The sequence below is a fragment of the Arthrobacter sp. AFG7.2 genome, assembly GCF_002892835.1.
Lineage (GTDB): Bacteria > Actinomycetota > Actinomycetes > Actinomycetales > Micrococcaceae > Arthrobacter.
The window spans coordinates 115,083-137,041 of the sequence record NZ_PJMB01000011.1; the positions used below are offsets into that span (position 1 = coordinate 115,083).

Below are 21,959 nucleotides of genomic sequence, written 5' to 3' on the forward strand. Positions count from 1 at the left end.
GAGGCGGCGCGGCATCGTGAGCAATGCAGAAGCCACGGCTTCATCGGACCATACCGGAACGGGTAAGGCTGACGCCGTCCCCACACACAACCCGGAAGCTGCCCGGCTCCGCGCGCTCCTTGAACCCGCGGTCCAGGCGAACCGCCTTTATCTGGAGGACGTGGCCATTGTGGCCGGTTCCCACCGCGTGGTCCACGTCGTCGTAGACCTGCCCCAGGAGGAAACCGGCGGCGTCAGCCTTGACGTCATTGCCGACATCTCAAAGGTCCTCTCCGACGTCCTGGACAATGATCCCGGGGACGACGGGCGTCCCTATGATCTTGAGGTTTCCTCGCCCGGCGTCGGCCGCCCGCTGACGGAGCCCCGCCACTGGCACCGCGCCAAAGGCAGGATGGTCAAGGTCAACGTTGTCCAGGGTGACAACATCACGGGCCGCATCAAGTCCGTGGACGACGGCGGGGTCACCCTGGTGCCCGAGATTGCCGTGAAAAAGGGCATGAAGCCAAAGCAGGGCGAACCCATGAAACTTCCTTTCGACAGGATCCGCAACGGAAAAGTCGAGATCGAATTCAGCCACCTCCACGAGGACGGTCTGGAACCTGAACACAATGGACCTTCTGAGGAGGCCTGATGGATATTGACATGAGCGCACTGAGACTTCTGGAGCGTGAGCGTGAAATCCCGCTGGACCTCCTGATCCCCACCATTGAGCAGGCGCTCCTGGTGGCGTACCACAAGTCGCCCGGCGCCTTCGAAAAGGCCCGTGCAGAGCTGGACCGCAAAAGCGGCCACGTGACCATCTGGGCCGTGGAAATTGACGACGACGGCGCCCCCATCGGCGAGTTCGAAGACACCCCTGAGGGGTTCGGCCGGATCGCCGCAAGCACCGCACGCCAGATCATCCTGCAGCGCCTGCGCGACGTTGAAGACGACAACGTCCTGGGCGAATTCAAGGGCCGTGAAGGCGAACTGGTGTCCGGCACCATCCAGCAGGGCAACAACCCACACATGATCCAGGTCAACCTGGGTTCCGTGGAGGCTCTGCTGCCGCCGCCGGAGCAGGTTCCGGGGGAGAAGTACATCCACGGCAACCGGCTGCGTGCTTTGGTCATTGATGTCCACCGCGGCTCCAAGGGCCCGTCTGTCACGCTCTCGAGGTCGCACCCCGGCCTGGTCCGCAAGCTCTTCGAACTGGAGGTCCCGGAGATCGCGGACCGCTCCGTCGAGATCGTGGCGCTGGCCAGGGAAGCCGGCCACCGCACCAAGATCGCTGTCAAGGCAAACGCTGCCGGGATCAACGCCAAGGGCGCCTGCATTGGCGAAATGGGTTCCCGCGTCCGCGCCGTGATGACCGAGCTTAACGACGAAAAGATCGACATTGTCGACTACAGCGAGAATCCGGCCACGTTTATTGCCAGTGCGCTCTCGCCCTCGCGCGTGAATTCCGTCACCATTACCGACGAAGCCACCCGGTCAGCCCGGGTGGTGGTACCGGACTACCAGCTCTCCCTGGCGATCGGTAAAGAAGGCCAGAACGCCCGGCTGGCGGCAAAGCTGACCGGATGGCGGATTGACATCGTGTCCGACGCCGCCGCAGCCCGGGACAACTAAGAGGTTCCCGAGGCCCTCCCGCCCTGAAAACGCCTGCTTGGTTTCGGGCAGACAGGCCGGGAGGGGCTAGAATGGTAAAGACCGCGCCTAACGGCCGGCAGCCGTGCGCCCCGGGCGTTCCCCATTCCGTTCACAGCGGAGGAAGGCCGTCCCCGGCCAGCAGATATGAACGTCAGGAAGATGACCGTGCCAGAAGCAAGCGGGAATCAACCGGAGCGTACCTGCATCGGATGCCGGAAGAAGGGGTTGCGGTCTGAGTTACTCCGGCTCGTCGCCGAGGGCAGTGGATCAACCGCTGTCCTGGTGGATGAACGACGCCGGATGGCTGGCCGGGGTGCATGGCTGCACCCCAGCGAATCGTGCCTGGCTCTGGCTGTGAAGCGGCGAGCATTCGGACGTGCCCTGGGGGGCGCAACCGGGACCGCCGCCGTCGAACACCGGATTAAGTCGGGCCCGAACGTTGCACGCGTTCCGGCAACTGCAACACCAACCGTCCAACCTGAAAGCGGGTCAGAAATCTGATGGAAACCCGATGAGTTCCCACCGATGAGTGCGCAACGATGACAACTTTGTTGCGCTCTGCAATGGGCCCTTCTGCACCAATCGCGGCTTGGGCCCGCAGTAAGAAGTAGACGGTTCGTGCCTGGCTCGGTGCGGACCGAGACAGGAGAAATGTGGCCAAGGTCCGCGTACACGAGCTCGCCAAAGAGCTCGGTATTACTTCCAAAGATGCAGTGACAAAACTGCAGGAACTGGGCGAATTCGTTCGCTCTGCCTCTTCCACCATTGAGGCCCCCGTTGTGCGGAAACTGCGCAACGCCTTCCCCGACGCTGCCCCCAAGGCTGCAGCGCCGGCAGCTGCACCCAAGGCAGCCGCTCCCGCAGAGGCGCGTCCGTCCTCGCCGGCCCCCGGTCCGGCAGCACCCAAGGCTCCGGCCCCGCAGCCCCAGGCCCAGGTCCCCGCTGCTCCGGCTGCGCCCGCTGCTCCGGCAGCACCGGCACAGGCAGCTGCTCCGGCGGCCCCCGCAGCCAGCGCGCCTGCAGCCCCCGCTGCCCCGGCACCCGCTGCTCCGGCTGCTCCGGCTGCTCCCTCAACGGGCGCAAAGCCTGGCGCACGGCCGGCCCCCAAGGCTGAAACCCCGGCTGCACCCACCCGCTCCGGCGGCTCGGGCCAGGGCAGTTCAGCACCCCGTCCCGGCGGTCCCCGTCCGGGCAACAACCCCTTCGCGACGTCCCAGGGCATGCCCCGCGGCCGTGGCGGCGACGGCGAGCGTGCTCCCCGTCCCGGCAACAACCCGTTTGCCACCTCCCAGGGCATGCCCCGCCCGGGTGGAAGCCGTACCGACGGCGACCGTCCCGGTGGGCCTCGTCCCGCAGCCGGTGCCGGTGGTCCCCGTCCCGGTGGGCCGCGTCCCGCAGCCGGTGCGGGCGGTCCCCGTCCCGCAGCAGGTGCCGGCGGCCCGCGCCCCGGTGCACCGCGCCCCGGTGGCGCCGGTGGAAACCGTCCTACTCCCGGCATGATGCCCAACCGCACTGAACGTCCCGCACCCGCTGGTGCAGGACGTCCGGGCGCCGGCGGCCGTGGTCCCGGACGCCCCGGTGGCGCTCCCGGAACCGGTGGTCCCGGTGGCGGCGGCGGTGCTCCCGCCGGTGGTGGCTTCGGCAAGGGCGGCCGCGGCCGCGGCGGCACGCAGGGTGCCTTCGGCAAGGGCGGCGCCGGCCGTGGCAAGCAGCGCAAGTCGAAGCGCGCAAAGCGCCAGGAACTTGAGCAGATGAGTGCCCCGTCGCTGGGTGGCGTGAGCGTACCCCGCGGCGACGGCAACACCGTCATCCGCCTGCGCCGCGGATCGTCCATCACGGACTTCGCCGACAAGATCGAGGCAAACCCCGCCGCACTGGTGACCGTGCTGTTCCACCTCGGTGAAATGGCAACGGCCACGCAGTCGCTGGACGAAGAGACCTTTGCCCTGTTGGGCGAGGAGCTTGGCTACAAGCTCCAGGTTGTGTCCCCGGAAGACGAGGAGCGCGAGCTGCTCTCCGGCTTCGACATCGACTTCGACGCCGAGCTCGAAGCCGAAGGCGATGAAGAACTCGAGGCACGTCCTCCAGTTGTCACCGTCATGGGCCACGTGGACCACGGTAAAACCCGCCTGCTCGACGCCATCCGCAAGTCCGACGTCATGGCGGGCGAGCACGGCGGCATCACGCAGCACATCGGTGCCTACCAGGTCACGCACACCCATGAAGACGTGGACCGGAAGATCACCTTCATCGACACCCCGGGCCACGAGGCGTTCACCGCCATGCGTGCCCGTGGTGCGAAGGTCACCGACATCGCCATCCTGGTGGTAGCAGCGGACGACGGCGTGATGCCGCAGACCGTTGAAGCCCTCAACCACGCACAGGCAGCCAACGTGCCGATCGTCGTGGCCGTGAACAAGATCGACAAGGAAGGCGCCAACCCGGACAAGGTCCGCGGCCAGCTGACCGAGTACGGCCTGGTTCCGGAAGAATACGGTGGCGACACCATGTTCGTAGAGGTCTCTGCCCGCCAGAACCTCAACATCGACGAGCTGCTCGAGGCTGTCCTGCTGACCGCAGACGCTGCCCTGGACATGCGCGCCAACCCGAACAAGGACGCCCGCGGCATCGCGATCGAAGCCAACCTGGACAAGGGCCGCGGTGCGGTTGCCACCGTCCTGGTGCAGTCCGGTACCTTGCGCGTCGGTGACACGATCGTTGCAGGCACGGCCCACGGCCGCGTCCGCGCAATGTTCGACGACGACGGCAGCGCACTGACCGAGGCCGGCCCGTCCCGCCCCGTGCAGGTGCTGGGTCTGTCCAACGTGCCGCGTGCAGGCGACACCTTCTTCGTGACTGCTGACGAGCGCACCGCCCGCCAGATCGCCGAGAAGCGTGAAGCAGCCGACCGCAACGCCGCCCTGGCCAAGCGCCGCAAGCGCATCAGCCTGGAAGACTTTGACCAGGCAGTGGCCGACGGCAAGATCGACACCCTCAACCTCATCCTCAAGGGTGACGTGTCCGGTGCCGTGGAAGCCCTCGAGGACGCCCTGCTCAAGATCGACGTCGGCGAAGGCGTGCAGCTGCGCGTCATCCACCGCGGTGTTGGTGCCATCACGCAGAACGACGTCAACCTGGCAACGGTGGACAGCGCCGTTATCATCGGCTTCAACGTCAAGCCTGCCGAGCGCGTTGCCGAACTGGCAGACCGCGAAGGCGTGGACATGCGCTTCTACTCGGTCATCTACTCCGCAATCGATGACATCGAGATGGCGCTCAAGGGCATGCTCAAGCCGGAATACGAAGAATTCCAGCTTGGCACCGCCGAAGTCCGCGAAGTCTTCCGCTCCTCCAAGTTCGGAAACATCGCAGGCTCGATCGTCCGCTCGGGCATCATCCGCCGTAACACCAAGGCGCGCATCAGCCGCGACGGCAAAATCATCGGTGACAACCTCACCGTTGAGACGCTCAAGCGCTTCAAGGACGACGCCACCGAGGTCCGCACGGACTTCGAGTGTGGTATCGGCCTTGGCTCGTATAACGACATCACCGAAGGCGACATCATCGAGACCTTCGAGATGCGTGAGAAGCCGCGCGTCTAGTCTGTCTGTTGTTGGGGCGCCTCCGAGTTTTGGGGGCGCCCCGCCCCTACGCTGGGCGGCAAAGGATCTTGCGATCCTCTGCCGCCCAGCTCCGGTAGGCCCGATGCCACTCCCGGGCGCCCCCAAAACTCTCCGGCATCGTCCCTGACTCGCCAAGGCGCGTGGCAGTGAAGGCAACGTAAAAGTCGAACCGTCCCCGCGCCGTCGTACGTCCCAAATTTTTCTTCTTATAGGAGTTGTTCATGGCTGATCCGGCACGTGCTGCCAAGTTGGCGCAGCGGATTAAGGTTGTTGTTGCTGAGGCCCTTGGCCGGAAGGTTAAGGATCCTCGGCTGGAGGGCATTACTGTTACTGATGCCCGGGTGACGAATGATTTGCAGCATGCCACCGTCTACTACACCGTGTTTGGTGACCAGGCTGTCCAGGCCGATGCTGCCAAGGGACTCGAGAAGGCCAAGGGCGTGCTTCGGCAGGAGGTGGGCCGGAACATTACCGTCCGGCTGACTCCCAGCCTTGAATTCGTGGCTGACCAGATTCCCGTGGTTGCTTCCAACCTTGAGGAGCTGCTGCGGGAAGCCAAGAAGCGTGATGCTGAGGTGGCCGCACTGGCTGCCCAGGCCAAGCACGCAGGCGAAGCCGATCCGTACAAGAGTGACGCCTCCGCGGACGTGGATATCGACGAAGACGACTTCGACGAAGAGGACCTTGACCTCAGCGACGACGAGAACCTCGGCGAAGACGGCCACAAGTAACAGCCGCATCTAACCGTCAGCACCCCAAAAGGCCCGGACCGCGTAGGCAGTCCGGGCCTTTTGCTGCGCTGGAAACTGTTTCCTTTGCTAGTTAGAGGCCGGCTTTGACCACCCGGCCTTGAGTGGGATCAGCGAAACTGAAGCCGGCCGTGGCGTACAGCGTCGACCCGCGGATTTCCACTGCCGCCGGCCCGTCAATAGCGAGGAACTGCTTCCGGTGGCTGCTCGAATCATCGATCTCAATGATCTCGTTGCCGAACAGGGATGCGACGTACACGTCGCCGTCCTCAGCGATCGCAAGACCAGTCGGGCTCAGGATGTCCTCCGCCCACACTTTGGTGCTGCCCGTGGATGGGTTGACACGGAAGACGGCCCCGCGGGCCCCCAGGGAAGGATCCTCCGGCCCGCCAGGAAGGGACGTGACGTACAGCCGGCCGTCCGGGCCGAATTCCAGGTCCGTGGGCACGGGTTCGAAGGCGTATTCGTGTCCCACCACGCAGGCAGGAACTTCCATGGTGGTCCCCTCCATATCCACGGGGATCCTCATCCCGGCGGGAATCACGGCCGGCCGGGGAGGCAGGACGGCCAGCGTGTCAACGTCGCCTGTTTCCAGGTCCACTTCCAGGATGGCGTTGGCACCCGCGTCCGCAACGTACGCCTTGTCATCGCGTATCGCCACGCCATAGGGATTCGAGTCCAGGCCGCCCTGGTACCGGGCCGGCGGGAAAGCAGGCCACCCGGCGAGGCATGCATCCGGGACATCGGGGCCAAAACCGTAGTGCTGGTCCCCGTCAGGGTTCTTGTCCCGTTCATGGCCGGCGAGGTCAGCCAGGGTATGCACTTCTCCCTGCGGGTCGATGGACTTCAGATACCCCTTGAGAGCGGCCGGGTCGCCTTCCCCGGCGCCGGCATTCTCCACGAAATACCGGGTGCCGTGCCGGGTTTCGACGCCTCCGACGCTCCAGCCCTCTGCGCCCTGGTAGAGGGTTGCAGTGGTTCCATCGTCGTTCACGCGGCTGAGAAGACCGGCGAAATTCTGGGTCACCAGGACTGATTCATCGTAAGTGACCGTAAGGCTCAAAGGCGCGATCAAACCTTCAGCCAGGATGCTCGGCTTCGAGTGCTCCGGAGAGGAAACTGCAGCCGCGGGCCCGGCAGGAACAACTGTCGCCGCAGCAGCGAGGCATGCGACGACGGCAAACTTAATCTTCATTGGGTACTCCGGGTTGACGCCCTGACGGGCCGGATAAGGAACCTCCTTGCGGGAGGCGGTACATTCGGAACCCCCCGGCGCCAGATTATGCCTGCCTGGAAAGATTGTCGCCGGGATTTCCCCCTATCAGCTCCCTCTTTCCATCCCCTAACGCCTGGCCCTTGGCTAGGATCTAGCTATGACCCAGCCGAACGATACACACCGCACCGCCAAGTACCTCGAACAGGCCGTCGAACTCGCCACCAGGAACGTCACTGAAGGAGGCGGGCCGTTCGGCGCCCTGGTGGTGACAGCGGACGGACGGGTGCATGAAGGCGTCAACCGGGTTACCCGCGACAACGATCCCACCGCCCATGCCGAAGTGGTGGCTATTCGGGCCGCTGCCGCGGCGACGGCCAGCTACGACCTCCAGGGCGCGGTTCTTTATGCAAGCTGCGAGCCTTGCCCCCTGTGCCTGGCGTCTGCGTTATGGGCAAGGATCGACCGTGTCTACTTCGCGGCGGACCGGCATGGGGCCGCCGCCGCAGGGTTCGACGACGCCGTCTTCTACGAATACTTCGCCGGAACCCGTCCGGAACTGCTGCCCGTCAAGCAGAGCGACATTCCGTCGTCGGACGCACCGTTCCAGGCGTGGGGGGTCTTTGCCGGCCGGAAGGAATACTAGGGATGGAACCTGCGCTCACAAGCTGTCCGGCCTGCGGGAAGACCAACAGGGTTCCCGCGCAGGCGGCAGGACGACCGCGCTGCGGCAACTGCAGGGCGGACCTGCCCTGGATCGTGGCGGCGGGCGATGCCGATTTCGCCGCCGTCGCCGAGGAGTCACCCGTTCCGGTACTCGTGGATTTCTGGGCCGTGTGGTGCGGCCCATGCCGGATGGTCAGCCCGGTCCTCGACAAGCTGGCAAGGGAACGGCCCGGCAGGATCAAGCTCGTGAAAGTGGACGTGGACAAGGCCCCGGGCCTGTCGCGGAGGTTCGAGGTCCAAGCGATTCCGACGTTGATGGTGATTGTTGACGGCAAGGTGGCCGCCCGCCAGGCCGGGGCAGCCTCGGCAGAGGTTCTGCGTTCATGGCTGGACGTCGCGCTGGCTGGAACTGCAAGCTAACACTGTTGAATTAGCCCTGTTGAGTTAACCCCTCAGTCAAGTCCGGGAAGGCCGGCAGTCGCTAAACCCGCGCCGGCAGCCTGCCCAGGCCCTCGACGAGGTCATCCTGCTTTCCGCACAGCGCAACCCGGACCCAGCCCTCACCGATGGAACCGAAAGCGGTTCCCGGTGCCAACGCCACGCCAGAGTCTGCGAGGAACCGGCGCGCCCAGCTGCGGACGTCGCCGCCACTGGCGTGGGAAACATCGGCCCACAAGTAGAAGGCTCCCTGGGCCTTGAGGTAGGGAATTCCCTTGGCGTCGAGAACAGCCGACGCCGCGTCCCGGTTCGCCCGGTAGTGCCGGTGCGCGTGCTGCACATAGTCCTGCGGCCCCGTCAGGGCGGCCAACGCGGCGTACTGGGACGGTGACGCGACACAGGAGACTATCGACTCCATCACGTTGTCCATCTCCTGCTTGATTCCCGGCGGGCAGACCAGGGCGCCGATCCGCAGCCCGGTGAGCCCATAGGTCTTGGACAGGGTGAGGGAGGTAAAGACCCGGGCGTCACCGGGCGTATCGCCGTCGAACAGGGCGGGGCTGACGTGGGGCACATCGTAGGTGAAGGCCTCGTAGCACTCATCGGAGATGACCCACAGATCATGCCGGCGGGCCAGGTCCATCAGGTCCCGGGTCAGGTCCTCGCTCAGCACGGCGCCGAGCGGGTTGGAAGGCGAGTTCAGGACCAGCACCCGGGTCCGGTCCGTGACCAGCGCCTCGAGGTCGAGTGGCCTGGGCTGGAAGCCGTGGTCCGGGTAGAGCGGATAACCCACCGGGACAGCGTTCAGGAGCCGGGCTGTCATCGCAAAGGTCGGGTAGCCCGGGTTGGGAACCAGGATTTCGTCGCCGGGGGAGAGCAGCAGGCTCATGGCGAAGTGCAGGCCCTGCTGCGCACCGTCCACCACGTAGACCCGGTCAGCGGTAACATCAATGCCCTGCTGCTCCCGGAATCGGGCCGCGAAAGCCTCCCGCAACCCCGGAAGGCCGGCGTTGGGCGTGTAGTTGGTCTCGTCCCGGTCCAGGCACGCCATTGCTGCTTCCAGCACGTGCCGGGGGAGTGGAAACCCGGGCTCTCCGATGCTGAGCACCAGGGCGCCCGGGGTGCGCCACGCAGCCTCGGTAATCTCGCGGATCTGGTTGACGGGCACCTCGCGGACATGGGCGGCAAGCTCAGGCATGCCTGCCATCCTAGCTGGCGCTGAAGCTGGCGCCTCTGTCCGGCCGTGTGCGTGGGCAGGGGCCGGGACCAGCGCCGATATACTGGGAGGCGTGCTTTCTGGACTGGTGATAGTGGACAAGCCGCAGGGATGGACCAGCCATGATGTGGTTGGCCGGATGCGGCGCCTCGCAGGTACCCGGAAAGTGGGGCACGCCGGCACCCTTGATCCCATGGCCACCGGAGTGCTGGTGGTCGGCATCAACAAAGCCACGCGCCTGCTCACCTACATCGTGGGCACCTCCAAGACCTACACCGCCACCATCCGCCTGGGCCAGTCCACCGTCACGGACGACGCCGAAGGTGAGGTCACTGCCACGGCCGGCACGTCCGCGGTGAGCGGGCAGGCAATTTACGACGGCGTCGCGGCCCTGACAGGCGACATCCAGCAGGTGCCCAGCAGCGTCAGCGCCATCAAGGTCAACGGCGAGCGCGCCTATGCGCGGGTGAGGTCCGGCGAGGACGTGAAGCTTGCCGCGCGCCCCGTGACCATCCACCGGTTTGAGGTGCATGCCATCCGGCGGGACGAAGAGGCGGATGTGGTGGACCTGGATGTCACCGTGGAATGCTCCTCCGGCACGTACATCCGTGCCCTCGCCCGGGACCTGGGCACTGCACTGGGAGTGGGCGGACACCTCACCGCGCTCCGCAGGACCCACGTGGGCCCCTACTCCCTGGATCAGGCCAGGACCCTCGAGCAACTTGCCGAAGAGCTCAACGTCCTTGAAATGTCGCAGGCCGCCCGGGCCCTGATGCCCAACCGCGAGCTCAGCGCCGAGGAAACCACGGAGATCTCCTTCGGACGGCGCATCGCTGCCGGCGCCGCCCCCGGCAGTCCCGCCGCTGCCACCGCAGACCGTCCCGCAGCCGCCTTCGCGCCGGACGGAAGCCTCGTGGCCCTGCTGGCCGATGCCGGCAGCTTCGCCAAACCCGTCCTCGTCTTTGCGCCGGGCAACGGCAGCGCCCCAGTCCAGACCTCCGGCGAGGGATGACCGTGGACGCCTATTTCTACATCATCCTGGTGGTCGGGCTGCTGTCCACAGCCGTCTGCCTGGCAGCCGGTATCCTCAAAAAGGCGCCGAACGACGTCACCATCCTGTCCGTTGCGGCAGTGGAAGTGTCCCTTCTGGTCTACCTGGTGGGCTCCGTCATTCGGGTAATATCCGGCGAGCCGATCGCGGGAGAGGCCTGGGAGTTCTGGGGCTACCTCGTCACGGCAATGCTCCTGCCGCCTGCCGCCGTCTACTGGTCCATCCTGGAGCGGACCAGGTGGAGCAACTTTGTCCTGGCCGCCGTAGGCGTTACCGCACTGGTGATGGCTGCACGCATGAACCAAATCTGGTACTGAAGTGGAAGAAGCACCCATCGTGAAAGACCGGCAGACAACCGCAGCAGCAGGACAAGGCCCTGCCGGCAGCACTCCCGCCAACAGCCGGAACACCGGGCCCGGCCGGCTGCTCATCGCCGTCTACGCCGTCTTTGCGATTTCGGCGTCCGCACGTGCCGGATACCAGATCCTCACCAAATTCTCCGAAGCCCCGCTGGCCTACCTGCTGTCCGCCTTCGCCGCCCTCGTGTACGTGGTGGCCACCGTCTCGCTGGCGAAAGCCGGCAGCACCTGGTTCAAGGTTTCGGTTGCTGCCGTGCTGGTTGAACTGGTCGGTGTGCTGGTGGTGGGGGCCCTTAGCGTGTTTGATCCCGTGGCATTCCCGCACGAGACCGTCTGGTCGCTCTTCGGCCGTGGCTACGCGTTCATCCCCCTGCTCCTGCCCATCCTGGGACTCGTGTGGCTGTACCGCCGGCGCCCGGGAGCGAAGGCTGCTGCAGCCTGACCGGATTTTCCTCCCGCATCTTCCCCGCTTCCGCCTCTTGCCGGAACACATGAAGTATGGTTCACTAATTCGTGTGGAGGGGAGTATCCCCCGAATGCCTCGTCGTCAATCCGGCCGCCCCTGAGCGGCCCGGCGGGGCAGGCGCCGCGGGCGCCGGGAAAGACCTCCAGTTGGTACATCTGACTGGAAGCGGGTTCCCCCTGATGAACGTTCCCCTATGGGCCTGGCTGGCCGTCCTTCTGTTTATCGTCCTGATGCTTGCCGTTGACCTTTTTGCCCACCGCAAAGCACATGTGATCGGGGTGCGGGAAGCTGCACTTTGGTCCGGCGTTTGGGTCGCCTTCGGTGTTGGCTTTGGCGTCCTGGTGTGGCAGGTCTACGGTGCGGAGTTTGGCCAGCAATACTTTGCCGGCTACCTGATCGAGAAGTCCCTCGCCGTGGACAATGTCTTTATCTGGGCCATCATCTTCACCTATTTCGCGGTGCCGCGGGAGTACCAGCACCGCGTCCTGTTCTTCGGTGTCCTGGGTGCCCTGGTGTTCCGGGGCATCTTCATCGCCGCAGGCGCCGCCATCATCGAGAGCGCGGGCTGGGTACTGTATATCTTCGCCGCGTTCCTGCTGATCACCGGCTACCGGATGATCCGGCACCGTAACGACCAGCTGGACCCGGAGAAGTCCCGCGCGCTGAAGCTCTTCCGCCGGCACGTACCCATGACCGATGATTTCCACGGGCAGCGTTTCCTGATCCGGCGCGGCGGCGTCCTCCTGGCCACCCCGCTCCTCGCAGTCCTGGTTCTCGTCGAGGTCACGGACATCATCTTCGCGGTTGACTCCATTCCCGCCATCTTCGCCGTCACCAATGACGTGTTCCTGGTGTTCACCGCCAACGCGTTCGCCATCCTGGGCCTGAGGGCCATGTACTTCCTCCTGGCGGACCTCATCCACCGGTTCATCTACCTGAAGACCGGCCTGGCACTCGTCCTGATCTGGGTGGGCATTAAGATGTTCCTGAAGATTGACATCTACTACATCCCCACGCCGGTTTCCCTGGCGGTCATCGCGGTGATCCTCTCCGTGTCCGTGGCAGCAAGTCTCTGGGCAACGCGGGGCCAGGGACGGCAGCCGCTCCCCGCGCCCGAGCATGCCCCGTTCGGGACCGCGTCAGGGGAGGACATGGCGGCGCTGGAACCGGTGTGGCGCCGCCGCGAACCGAGCAGGTCCGACCGTTCGTAACACCGAAGCAAGGGAGCATCCATGACGGCCGAAAGTTCCAGCGACAACGGCCGGGAAACTCCACGTCCAGGCGGGCCCGAGCGGCCCGCCTGGACCTTCCTCACGAACCACGGGCATGTCCTGCTCTCCGTGGCACGCGACCCTGACATCAGGGTGGCAGAGATTGCAGCCCGGGTGGGCATCACCACCCGGGCTGCCTTGCAGATCCTCAAGGACCTTGAAGGCGCGGGATACCTGCAGCGGGCCAGGGTGGGACGCAGGACCCACTACACCATCCGGCCCCATCAGCACTTCCGGCATCCGGCAACTGCGGCGCAGGAAGTAGACGGGCTGATCAGCCTGTTCGCTGGACCGCCGCCGGGCGATGGCCCGGCGGCGCCGGCTGACCGGTAGCAGCGGAACCGGGGCTTTCCCTCCGTCAGAGCGGGGTCCCGAATGCAGGTAATCTTATAGAGTTCCGCGGCCGGTACGGGCCCGAACGTTGATACTTGCAAGCGGTTAAGGCGAGGGTGATGGTCTACATCTGGAACGATCCGTCCGAGGTCCCGGCGGACTTCGGCCCATCTGTTGTCACCATCGGAAACTTCGACGGCGTGCACCGCGGGCATCAGCAGGTGCTCTCTGAGCTGATCCGCACTGCCCGGATCACCCGGTCCAAAGCGGTGGCCGTCACCTTCGATCCGCACCCTGCGCTGGTCCACCGGCCCGAATCCGCCCCCGAGCTGATCATGGGGCTGCAGGACAAGCTGGAAGCGCTGGGGGAGCTGGGCCTGGACGCTGTCCTGGTCATGAAGTACTCGCTGGACCTGGCCAGCCTCACCCCCGAGGAATTTGTGGAGCAGTACCTGGTGGACTGCCTGCACGCCGGACATGTTGTCATCGGCCACGATGCCCGGTTCGGCCGCGGCAACTCGGGAGACCTTGACACCATGAAGGCACTCGGCGACAAGTTCGGGTTCGAAGTGCATGTGATCAGCGAGTTCGGGTCGGAGGGCTACCCGCTGCATGAGGACGACGGCAAGGACCGCCGCTGCTCCTCCACCTGGGTGCGGGAAGCCCTGCAGGAGGGAGACGTTGCCACCGCGGCCGCTGTCCTGGGACGCCCGCACCGGATGCGCGGCGAGGTAGTCCATGGCGCCGCGCGCGGCCGTGCCCTGGGCTTTCCCACCGCCAACCTGTCCAGCGACGCCAGCGGCCTGATTCCTGCTGACGGCATTTACGCCGGGTGGCTGGTGGACCAGGCAGGCACGCGCTGGCCGGCCGCCATTTCCGTGGGCTCAAACCCAACGTTCGACGGCGTCAGCCGCCAGGTGGAAGCCCACGTGATCGACCGTCCCAAGGAGGACGTTGAGGACTTCGATCTGTACGGCCAGACAGTGGTTGTGGAATTTGTTGCCCGCCTGCGCGGCATGGTCGCTTACCGTGGGCCGGAGGCACTCGTGGAGCAGATGCGCCTGGACGTCGTCCAGGCACACGAGCTGCTGGCCAGGCGCTAGGGGCGCCACCAAAGAAAGGCAGTGCCGTGTCCGTCGAGAAAAACACCCGGAAGCTGGACAAGGGAATTGTCCGCGACTTCAGCTCGCGGATGAGCTACGCATCCTACCTGCAGTTGCCCACGCTCCTCAGCGCCCAGCAGCCGGTCAGTGAGCCTGAGCACCACGACGAACTTCTCTTCATCATCCAGCACCAGACCACGGAGCTGTGGCTGAAGCTAGTGCTGCATGAACTGCGCAGCGCGGCCGCCTGGCTGCGGACGGACGATCTGGGCTCCGCGCTCAAGGGCATCGCCCGGGTCAAGCACATCCAGAAAACCCTGACCGAGCAGTGGTCCGTCCTGGCCACGCTGACCCCCACTGAGTACTCCCAGTTCCGCGGCTTCCTGGGCAACTCCTCCGGCTTCCAGTCGAGCCAGTACCGGGCGGTTGAGTTCGTGCTGGGCAACAAGAACCGCAAAATGCTCCCGGTCTTCGAGTCCGACCCCGCAGCGCACGCCATGCTGGCGGAACTGCTGGCCGCTCCCAGCATCTACGACGAGTTCCTGGGGTATCTCGCGCGCCAGGGTTTCGACGTGCCCGCTTCCGTCCTGCAGCGGGACGTGACGCAGGCCCACGAGTACACCCCGGAACTGGTGCCGCTGTTCAAGCACATCTACGAGAATGCCGCAGCAAACTGGGGTGCGTACGAGGCCTGCGAGGAGCTGGTGGACCTGGAGGACAACTTCCAGCTGTGGCGTTTCCGGCACCTGCGCACGGTGCAAAGGACCATCGGCATGAAGGCCGGGACGGGCGGCTCCAGCGGCGCCGCCTTCCTGCAGAAAGCCCTCGAACTCACCTTTTTCCCGGAGCTGTTCGCCGTTAGGACGGAGATCGGACAATGAGCACGCAACGTCATGCCACCGCCGGAACCACAGAGGACACCGCGGCGGTGTTGGAGCAGCGCGCGGAAGAGCTGGATAACCAGGACGCACTGGCCAGTTACCGCAACCATTTCATTGGGACAGACACCCCGTTGTCCTACCTGGACGGCAACTCCCTGGGGCGGCCGTTGAAGCGGACAGCAGAGGACGTCGCTGCCTTTATCCGCGATGAGTGGGGAGGCCGGCTCATCCGCGGCTGGGATGAACGCTGGCTCGCCATGCCCCAGGGTATCGGGGACCAGTTGGGGCGGGCAGTTCTTGGCGCCGCCCCCGGCCAGACAATCATTGCCGACTCCACCACCGTGGTGCTGTACAAGCTGATCCGCGCCGCCCTCGCCGCGGCGGCTGACCCGGACCGCAACGAGCTGGTCCTGGACACGCAAAACTTTCCCACCGACCGCTACCTGGTCGAAGGCATTGCACTGGAGGAGGGCCTCACCCTCCGCTGGATCCAGGCGGATCAGGCCGCCGGGGTGACCGCTGAGCAGGTGCGCGATGCAGTGGGGCCGCGCACCGCCGTCGTACTTCTCAGCCATATTGCCTACCGCTCCGGCCACCTGGCGGACCTTCCCGCGATCACGGCCGCGGTGCACGACGCCGGCGCGCTGGTGGTGTGGGACCTGTGCCATTCCGCCGGTTCAGTGGAGATGGACCTCGACGGCGCCGGCGTTGACTTCGCGGCGGGCTGCACCTATAAGTACCTGAACGGGGGGCCGGGATCGCCGGCTTTTGCCTACGTGAACCACCGGCACCTGCCCTCGCTCAACCAGCCGATCTGGGGCTGGATGGGACGCAAGGATGCCTTTGAGATGGCAGCAGGCTACGAGCCGGCAGCCGGCATCCGGGGATTCCTCAGCGGGACCCCCGCCATCTTCGGCATGATCGCCATGCAGGGCACCCTGGACCTCATTGAGGAAGCCACCATGGCGGCTATCCGGGAGAAGTCGGTACAGCTGACTGCTTTCGCGGTGGAAGTTTTTGATGCCCTGCTGGCTCCCCTCGGCGCGGAACTTGCGACGCCCCGCGACCCCGCGAGGCGCGGCAGCCACATCACGGTAGACCACAGCGACTTCACCAAGGCAACGGTGGAGGCGCTGTGGGACGGAGACGTGATTCCTGACTTCCGCGCGCCGCATGGCATCCGCGTGGGACTCTCCCCGCTGAGTACAAGCTTCCGGGAGGTCCTGCAGGGCATGGAGGCCGTTCGGGACCGGCTTTCCCCTGTTTCGACAAGATTGGGCTCAGGCCGGTAAACTGAACGATGGATCCGGCTGCAGTCCGTGGCGGCTGGTTCCTGTTGCGCAGAGCGCCCCGGTATTCCGGGAGTGCTGGCGCGGCAGACCCGGCAGTGAATTACTGACCTGGGCCCTCACGGCACATCCCTAGGAGTTATTGTGGCACTTGACGCCGCTGTAAAGCAGTCCATCATCAAGGAGTACGCAACCGGAGAAGGCGACACCGGTTCACCGGAGGTCCAGGTTGCTGTCCTGACCCAGCGGATCAAGGATCTGACTGAGCACATGAAGGAGCACAAGCACGATTACCACACCCAGCGCGGTCTGCTGGCCATGGTTGGTCGTCGCAAGCGCATGCTGAGCTACCTCAAGAAGACTGACATCGCCCGCTACCGTACGCTCATCGAGCGCCTCGGCCTGCGCCGCTAGTCGGACCTCGGGCGGCCCATTCCAGCATGGAACGGGCCGCCTTCTTCACATGAAAAATTAAACAGGAGGATCAACCGCATCACGCATTCGCGGTCCTCGGTAGTGATCCCCGGGAACGGCTTCTTTGACTGAAGCCCCGGCCCGTGGGTCTCGATCGATGACCGGGTGCAGGGCCAGTAGACAGATGCTGGCCGGGTTGATGCGGCTGGACTTCCGTAAACAGAAACGGAGGTGACTCTCTTGGAGGGTCCCGAAATCCAGTTCTCAGAAGCAGTTATTGACAATGGCCGCTTTGGCAAGCGTGTAATCCGCTTTGAAACCGGCCGCCTTGCCAAGCAGGCAGCCGGCGCAGCGATGGTCTACATCGACGACGACACCGCGCTGCTGTCCGCCACCACCGCCGGCAAGCACCCGCGTGAAGGCTTCGACTTCTTCCCGCTGACGGTCGACGTCGAAGAGCGCATGTACGCAGCCGGCCGCATCCCGGGTTCGTTCTTCCGCCGTGAAGGACGCCCGTCCACTGAAGCCATCCTGGCCTGCCGCCTGATGGACCGCCCGCTGCGCCCCGCCTTCATCAAGGGCCTGCGCAACGAGGTCCAGATCGTGGTCACCGTCCTGGCCATCAACCCGGACGAGCTCTACGACGTGGTGGCCATCAACGCTTCCTCCATGTCCACGCAGCTTTCCGGCCTGCCGTTCTCCGGCCCCATGGGCGGCGTCCGCGTTGCCCTGGTCGCCGACGAAAACGGATCACAGTGGGTTGCTTTCCCGAAGCACTCCCAGCTGGAGAACTCCGTCTTCAACATGGTTGTTGCCGGCCGCGTTGCCGGTGACGACGTCGCCATCATGATGGTCGAAGCCGAAGCGACCGACAACTCCTGGAACCTCATCAAGGAACAGGGCGCCACCGCCCCCACCGAAGAGGTTGTCTCCGAGGGCCTCGAGGCTGCCAAGCCGTTCATCAAGGCACTCTGCGACGCCCAGGCCGACCTGGCCGCCCGCGCTGCGAAGCCGACGGTCGAGTTCCCGGTCTTCCTGGACTACGAGGACGACGTGTACGCCGCTGTTGAGTCCGCTGCCGCTGAAAAGCTGGCTGCTGTCTTCCAGATCGCGGACAAGCAGGAGCGCAATGACGCTTCGGACGCCCTGAAGGACGAAGTTTCCGCCGCTCTGGCCGGGCAGTTCGAAGGCCGTGACAAGGAAGTGTCCGCAGCATTCCGCTCGATCACCAAGCACGTCGTGCGCCAGCGCATCCTCAAGGACCAGGTCCGCATCGACGGCCGCGGCCTGACGGACATCCGCCAGCTCACCGCCGAGGTTGAGGTCCTGCCCCGCGTCCACGGCTCCGCCATCTTCGAGCGCGGCGAGACCCAGATCATGGGTGTCACCACGCTGAATATGCTGAAGATGGAACAACAGATCGACTCGCTGTCGCCGGTCAAGACCAAGCGCTACATGCACAACTACAACTTCCCGCCGTACTCCACCGGTGAAACCGGCCGCGTGGGTTCGCCCAAGCGCCGCGAGATCGGCCACGGTGCCCTGGCAGAGCGGGCCCTCGTGCCGGTCCTGCCGTCCCGCGAGGAGTTCCCGTACGCCATCCGCCAGGTATCCGAGGCGCTCAGCTCCAACGGTTCGACGTCGATGGGTTCTGTCTGCGCCTCGACCCTGTCCATGCTGAACGCCGGTGTGCCCCTGAAGGCCGCCGTCGCCGGTATTGCCATGGGCCTGGTCTCCGACCAGGTGGACGGACAGACCCGCTATGCGGCACTGACTGACATCCTTGGCGCGGAAGACGCCTTCGGCGACATGGACTTCAAGGTTGCCGGTACCTCCGAGTTCGTCACGGCCATCCAGCTGGACACCAAGCTTGACGGCATCCCCGCCTCGGTGCTGGCAGCGGCCCTGAAGCAGGCCCGCGAAGCACGCCTGCACATCCTCGAGGTCATGGACTCGGCCATCGACACCCCGGACGAGCTCTCCGAGTTCGCACCGCGCGTCATCGCCGTGAAGATCCCCGTGGACAAGATCGGCGAGGTCATTGGCCCCAAGGGCAAGATGATCAACCAGATCCAGGAAGACACCGGCGCCGACATCTCCATCGAGGACGACGGCACGGTCTACATTGGCGCCACCAACGGTCCGGCCGCAGACGCAGCACGCTCCGCCATCAACGCCATCGCCAACCCGCAGGTCCCGGAAATCGGTGAGCGCTACCTGGGTACGGTCGTCAAGACCACCACCTTCGGTGCCTTCGTGTCGCTGACCCCGGGCAAGGACGGCCTCCTGCACATCTCCGAGCTGCGCAAGCTGGCCAACGGCAAGCGCGTGGACAACGTCGATGATGTTGTTTCTGTCGGCCAGAAGGTCCAGGTGGAAATCACCAAGATTGACGACCGTGGAAAGCTCTCGCTCGCCCCGGTAGTTGCCGAGGAAGAAGGCGCCGAGGTTGAGACCGAACGCGTCCACACCACGGAACCTGCTGAAGGTGCTGACGTCTAGCATCTTCGCCGTACGGCACTGAGCATGAACGGCGGGGCCGGTGGATGATCCACCGGCCCCGCCGCTGTTACGATGGCTGCCAGATCCCGGCTGCCCCTTTTGAAAGGCCTCAATGACTGTTGTACCCCTGCCGCTTGAGCAGAACCACCCCGGCGACACCCTGGTCCATGGTTCCGACGGCGGCTCCGAAGTCCGGCGATCAGTGCTGCCCGGAGGAGTGCGGGTGCTGACCGAGGCAATGCCCGGGCAACGGTCGGCCACCATCGGCTTCTGGGTGGGCGTGGGTTCACGGGACGAGGCGCCAGGCCAGCACGGGTCCACCCACTTCCTGGAGCACCTCCTCTTTAAGGGGACGAAGCGCCGGACAGCGCTGGAGATCGCCTCAGCCTTTGACGAGGTAGGGGGCGAATCCAACGCTGCAACGGCCAAGGAAAGCACATGCTACTTCGCCCGGGTCCTGGATACTGACCTGCCCATGGCCATTGACGTGATCGCGGACATGATCACCGGCGCCGTCCTTGATCCGGCTGAAATGGAGCAGGAACGGGACGTCATCCTTGAGGAAATCGCCATGGACAGCGATGACCCCACAGACGTCGCCCACGAGCATTTCGTGTCAGCAGTCCTCGGCAGCCACCCCCTGGGCCGCCCCATCGGCGGCACTCCCGACGCCATCAGGGCCGTTGCCCGGGACTCCGTCTGGGAGCATTACCAGCGGTATTACCGCCCTGACGAGCTGGTGATCACCGCAGCGGGCGGCCTGGAGCACGACGTCGTCTGTGGGCTCGTGGTGGACGCCCTACAGTCAGCTGGCTGGTCACTTGAGTCCGACGCCGCGCCGGTGGAACGCCGGTCCACCGACCGTGCCCTCATCACGGGGACCGCCGGGCTGCACGTCGTAAGGCGCGCCGTGGAGCAGGCAAACATCATCATGGGTTGCCCCACCATCGTTGCCACGGATGAGCGGCGCTACGTGATGAGTGTCCTGAACGCCGTGCTGGGCGGGGGTATGTCCTCACGGCTGTTCCAGGAGATCCGCGAGAAGCGCGGCCTGGTCTACTCCACGTACTCCTTTGCGTCCTCGTATGCGGATGCCGGCTACTTCGGCATGTACGCAGGGTGCACTCCGTCCAAGGTACGCCAAGTGCTGGACCTGCTGGCCATTGAGCTGGACAAGCTGGCAGAGCACGGCATCACTGAGGACGAGCTCCGCAAAGCCGTGGGCCAGCTCGGCGGGGGGATTGTCCTGGCCCTGGAGGACACAGGCTCCCGGATGTCCCGGTTGGGCCGTGCCGAACTCGTCTCCGGCGAATACCAGGACATCGACGAAACACTGCGCCTCATTAAGGCAGTCACCGCTGAACAGGTCCAGGAGCTGGCTGCCGAACTCGCCGCAGCGCCCCGGACTGTCACCGTGGTGGGGCCCTTCGAGGAGACTGAAACTTTCGGGTTCTGACTTCCGGGCCACAGGCTTAGGATGAACCCGTGAGAGCCGGCCATGGTTCCAGTGAGGGGTACTGAGTTATGGACCAGCCCCGGTCAGGCCGTGAACACCCGGCACTGGCGAACCTGCTGGGCCGCTGGCGCGGAACCACACGGCTGGAGCCCGGTCCTTGGGGCCCGGAACGGACAGTGGACGCGGAAGTGACGTTCACCCTGGTTGCCGGCGGCTCCGCGGTGGTGCAAAGCTACCGGCACACGGAGTCCGACGGTGGCCACTTCGAAGGCCATGGCATCTTCACTGTTGATCCGGACCGCCAGGATGTTCTCTGGTACTACGTGGACAGTGTGATTCCTGCCCCGGCGGGCCCGGCGCGCTGCACCTGGCGCGACGGGGTCCTCCAAGTGGAGCGCCACACCGGTTCCGGCTCTACCCGTCACACCTTGAGCGTTACCGACGGTGTCCTCGTCGATGTCGCCGAGCTACGCCGGGATGACCGCAAGGATACTGATTTCGGCGACCGGATTGCCGCAGACGGGGCCGCGGCCTCATACAAGCCCTTCATGACCTCGCGCTACCGGCGGGATCGTGGCGCACCACGAATGTGACCTTGGCCGGGACATACGTCCGGATGCCCCACCTTCGTCTGCATCGTGTCTAGCTCCGTGGCTCGGACAGGACATGGCCGGTCAAGGCCAGCATCAGGTAGAACTCGCCGAACGGATCCTGAGGCAGGTCGCACTCCGCTACTCCCGGGTCCTCTGGAATCTCGAATTCCGGCAGGTCAACGAGGGGAGGATCCTCGTCATCAAGCACCTCTGAAATCGCCGCATGACCTAGTGAACCGCCGACCCGCTCGTGGACGCCAGCCATGCATTCAGAATCAAGCCAGCCTGGCCAGTGGGGTGGTTCCCAGTCCTGGTGTTCGCTTTTGTAGTGCCGCCCGGAGGGTGAGATCCACCCGGGTGGTTCGTTCTTGGTGGCGGGGCTTGGTGTCCAGCCGCTGGTATGCCGGAGCCGATGATGTCTCGGGCATGGTTGCCCGAGGTTGCTGATTCCGGTGGTCCCGCCTTTGTGCCAGGCGAGGAGATGGTCTGCTTCGTTGTCCAGGGAATGGTTGCTGCAGCCGGGGAACGGGCATTTACCGTCCCGCATTCGCAGCCAGTTCCGCATGGCTTTGGTGACCCGGTAGCTGGTCCGGCCGATTTCCAGCGGCGCCCCGTCACGCGGGTCCACCAGCACGCGGTGGAACGAATCGGCGCCGTCCGCGACCAGCTGGCGGGCCATGGACGGCGGGATCGGGCCAAACCCG

General features: G+C 65.2%; 21 protein-coding genes and 1 pseudogene. 19 read left to right on the forward strand and 3 right to left on the reverse strand.

Annotated features, from left to right (window positions below; translation table 11 throughout):
• The first annotated feature begins 16 nt into the window (after positions 1-16).
• The 5 genes from rimP to rbfA all read left to right on the forward strand — a co-directional run bounded on the left by rimP (position 17) and on the right by rbfA (position 5,986).
• Entirely contained in the window at positions 17-631 is a 615-nt protein-coding gene (rimP, locus tag CXX84_RS16670; protein ID WP_102977838.1) for a ribosome maturation factor RimP, read from the forward strand.
• The gene (nusA, locus tag CXX84_RS16675) at positions 631-1,611 is read left to right on the forward strand and encodes a transcription termination factor NusA (protein ID WP_102977839.1); all 981 of its coding nucleotides are present in this window, start codon (positions 631-633) and stop codon (positions 1,609-1,611) included. The genes rimP and nusA overlap by 1 nt, the downstream gene beginning before the upstream one ends.
• Positions 1,612-1,791: 180 nt before the next feature.
• Positions 1,792-2,133, forward strand: a complete 342-nt coding sequence (locus tag CXX84_RS16680; protein ID WP_317614958.1) for a YlxR family protein — start codon at positions 1,792-1,794, stop codon at positions 2,131-2,133.
• A gap of 152 nt (positions 2,134-2,285) precedes the next feature.
• Positions 2,286-5,234 carry a translation initiation factor IF-2 gene (infB, locus tag CXX84_RS16685; protein WP_102977841.1) on the forward strand — a complete coding sequence of 983 codons (2,949 nt, stop codon included), beginning with the start codon at positions 2,286-2,288 and terminating at the stop codon, positions 5,232-5,234.
• Positions 5,235-5,476: 242 nt separating this feature from the next.
• A complete protein-coding gene (gene rbfA, locus CXX84_RS16695) occupies positions 5,477-5,986 on the forward strand; it encodes a 30S ribosome-binding factor RbfA (RefSeq protein WP_102977843.1) in 510 nt (169 codons plus the stop codon).
• Between the two features lie 91 nt (positions 5,987-6,077).
• Here rbfA and CXX84_RS16700 read toward each other — a convergent pair whose 3' ends face one another.
• A complete protein-coding gene (locus CXX84_RS16700; protein ID WP_102977844.1) occupies positions 6,078-7,199 on the reverse strand; it encodes a ScyD/ScyE family protein in 1,122 nt (373 codons plus the stop codon).
• A gap of 178 nt (positions 7,200-7,377) precedes the next feature.
• On the opposite strand from CXX84_RS16700, the gene CXX84_RS16705 reads away from it, so the two are divergent.
• Together CXX84_RS16705 and trxA are read left to right on the forward strand one after the other, a co-directional pair.
• Positions 7,378-7,863, forward strand: a complete 486-nt coding sequence (locus CXX84_RS16705; RefSeq protein ID WP_102977845.1) for a nucleoside deaminase — start codon at positions 7,378-7,380, stop codon at positions 7,861-7,863.
• Positions 7,864-7,865: 2 nt separating this feature from the next.
• On the forward strand, positions 7,866-8,303 hold the full coding sequence (gene trxA, locus CXX84_RS16710) for a thioredoxin (RefSeq protein ID WP_102977846.1): 438 nt from the start codon (positions 7,866-7,868) through the stop codon (positions 8,301-8,303).
• A gap of 61 nt (positions 8,304-8,364) precedes the next feature.
• Here the strand turns inward: trxA and CXX84_RS16715 are convergent, their stop codons facing one another.
• A complete protein-coding gene (locus CXX84_RS16715; protein WP_189337629.1) occupies positions 8,365-9,519 on the reverse strand; it encodes a pyridoxal phosphate-dependent aminotransferase in 1,155 nt (384 codons plus the stop codon).
• Between the two features lie 91 nt (positions 9,520-9,610).
• Here CXX84_RS16715 and truB point away from each other — a divergent pair, with 91 nt between their 5' ends.
• The 12 genes from truB to CXX84_RS16775 all read left to right on the forward strand — a co-directional run bounded on the left by truB (position 9,611) and on the right by CXX84_RS16775 (position 21,255).
• Positions 9,611-10,549 (forward strand): tRNA pseudouridine(55) synthase TruB, encoded by a 939-nt coding sequence (gene truB / locus CXX84_RS16720; protein WP_102977848.1) that lies wholly within the window; start codon positions 9,611-9,613, stop codon positions 10,547-10,549.
• Positions 10,550-10,551: 2 nt separating this feature from the next.
• A complete protein-coding gene (locus CXX84_RS16725) occupies positions 10,552-10,905 on the forward strand; it encodes a hypothetical protein (protein ID WP_102977864.1) in 354 nt (117 codons plus the stop codon).
• 19 nt (positions 10,906-10,924) lie between these two features.
• Positions 10,925-11,389 (forward strand): hypothetical protein, encoded by a 465-nt coding sequence (locus CXX84_RS16730; protein WP_102977865.1) that lies wholly within the window; start codon positions 10,925-10,927, stop codon positions 11,387-11,389.
• A gap of 203 nt (positions 11,390-11,592) precedes the next feature.
• Entirely contained in the window at positions 11,593-12,624 is a 1,032-nt protein-coding gene (locus CXX84_RS16735) for a TerC family protein (RefSeq protein WP_102977849.1), read from the forward strand.
• 21 nt (positions 12,625-12,645) lie between these two features.
• Positions 12,646-13,017: a helix-turn-helix transcriptional regulator gene (locus tag CXX84_RS16740; RefSeq protein WP_102977850.1), complete on the forward strand. Its 372-nt coding sequence runs from the start codon at positions 12,646-12,648 to the stop codon at positions 13,015-13,017.
• 119 nt (positions 13,018-13,136) lie between these two features.
• Positions 13,137-14,120, forward strand: a complete 984-nt coding sequence (locus CXX84_RS16745) for a bifunctional riboflavin kinase/FAD synthetase (protein WP_102977851.1) — start codon at positions 13,137-13,139, stop codon at positions 14,118-14,120.
• Positions 14,121-14,146: 26 nt separating this feature from the next.
• Positions 14,147-15,001, forward strand: coding sequence for a tryptophan 2,3-dioxygenase (kynA, locus tag CXX84_RS16750; protein ID WP_102977852.1), 855 nt, complete (start codon positions 14,147-14,149; stop codon positions 14,999-15,001).
• Positions 14,998-16,293 (forward strand): kynureninase, encoded by a 1,296-nt coding sequence (kynU, locus tag CXX84_RS16755; RefSeq protein WP_189337630.1) that lies wholly within the window; start codon positions 14,998-15,000, stop codon positions 16,291-16,293. Before kynA ends, kynU begins: the two co-directional genes overlap by 4 nt.
• Before the next feature lie 141 nt (positions 16,294-16,434).
• A complete protein-coding gene (gene rpsO, locus CXX84_RS16760; RefSeq protein WP_102977853.1) occupies positions 16,435-16,704 on the forward strand; it encodes a 30S ribosomal protein S15 in 270 nt (89 codons plus the stop codon).
• A gap of 240 nt (positions 16,705-16,944) precedes the next feature.
• Positions 16,945-19,206 carry a polyribonucleotide nucleotidyltransferase gene (locus CXX84_RS16765; protein WP_102977854.1) on the forward strand — a complete coding sequence of 754 codons (2,262 nt, stop codon included), beginning with the start codon at positions 16,945-16,947 and terminating at the stop codon, positions 19,204-19,206.
• A gap of 112 nt (positions 19,207-19,318) precedes the next feature.
• Positions 19,319-20,662 (forward strand): M16 family metallopeptidase, encoded by a 1,344-nt coding sequence (locus CXX84_RS16770; RefSeq protein ID WP_102977855.1) that lies wholly within the window; start codon positions 19,319-19,321, stop codon positions 20,660-20,662.
• A gap of 68 nt (positions 20,663-20,730) precedes the next feature.
• Entirely contained in the window at positions 20,731-21,255 is a 525-nt protein-coding gene (locus tag CXX84_RS16775) for a DUF1579 family protein (protein WP_102977856.1), read from the forward strand.
• A gap of 49 nt (positions 21,256-21,304) precedes the next feature.
• Here the strand turns inward: CXX84_RS16775 and CXX84_RS19370 are convergent.
• Positions 21,305-21,959: pseudogene (locus tag CXX84_RS19370) on the reverse strand (endonuclease); the annotation flags it as partial.

Bases quoted from the DNA above. Each gene is read 5' to 3' on its own strand.
- CXX84_RS16735 (WP_102977849.1), top strand. From the start codon at position 11,593: ATGAACGTTCCCCTATGGGCCTGGCTGGCCGTCCTTCTGTTTATCGTC.
- CXX84_RS16715 (WP_189337629.1), bottom strand. From the start codon at position 9,519: ATGCCTGAGCTTGCCGCCCATGTCCGCGAGGTGCCCGTCAACCAGATC.
- CXX84_RS16705 (WP_102977845.1), top strand. From the start codon at position 7,378: ATGACCCAGCCGAACGATACACACCGCACCGCCAAGTACCTCGAACAG.
- rbfA (WP_102977843.1), top strand. From the start codon at position 5,477: ATGGCTGATCCGGCACGTGCTGCCAAGTTGGCGCAGCGGATTAAGGTT.
- CXX84_RS16700 (WP_102977844.1), bottom strand. From the start codon at position 7,199: ATGAAGATTAAGTTTGCCGTCGTCGCATGCCTCGCTGCTGCGGCGACA.
- CXX84_RS16770 (WP_102977855.1), top strand. From the start codon at position 19,319: ATGACTGTTGTACCCCTGCCGCTTGAGCAGAACCACCCCGGCGACACC.
- trxA (WP_102977846.1), top strand. From the start codon at position 7,866: ATGGAACCTGCGCTCACAAGCTGTCCGGCCTGCGGGAAGACCAACAGG.
- nusA (WP_102977839.1), top strand. From the start codon at position 631: ATGGATATTGACATGAGCGCACTGAGACTTCTGGAGCGTGAGCGTGAA.
- CXX84_RS16775 (WP_102977856.1), top strand. From the start codon at position 20,731: ATGGACCAGCCCCGGTCAGGCCGTGAACACCCGGCACTGGCGAACCTG.
- kynU (WP_189337630.1), top strand. From the start codon at position 14,998: ATGAGCACGCAACGTCATGCCACCGCCGGAACCACAGAGGACACCGCG.
- CXX84_RS16745 (WP_102977851.1), top strand. From the start codon at position 13,137: ATGGTCTACATCTGGAACGATCCGTCCGAGGTCCCGGCGGACTTCGGC.
- CXX84_RS16680 (WP_317614958.1), top strand. From the start codon at position 1,792: ATGACCGTGCCAGAAGCAAGCGGGAATCAACCGGAGCGTACCTGCATC.
- CXX84_RS16740 (WP_102977850.1), top strand. From the start codon at position 12,646: ATGACGGCCGAAAGTTCCAGCGACAACGGCCGGGAAACTCCACGTCCA.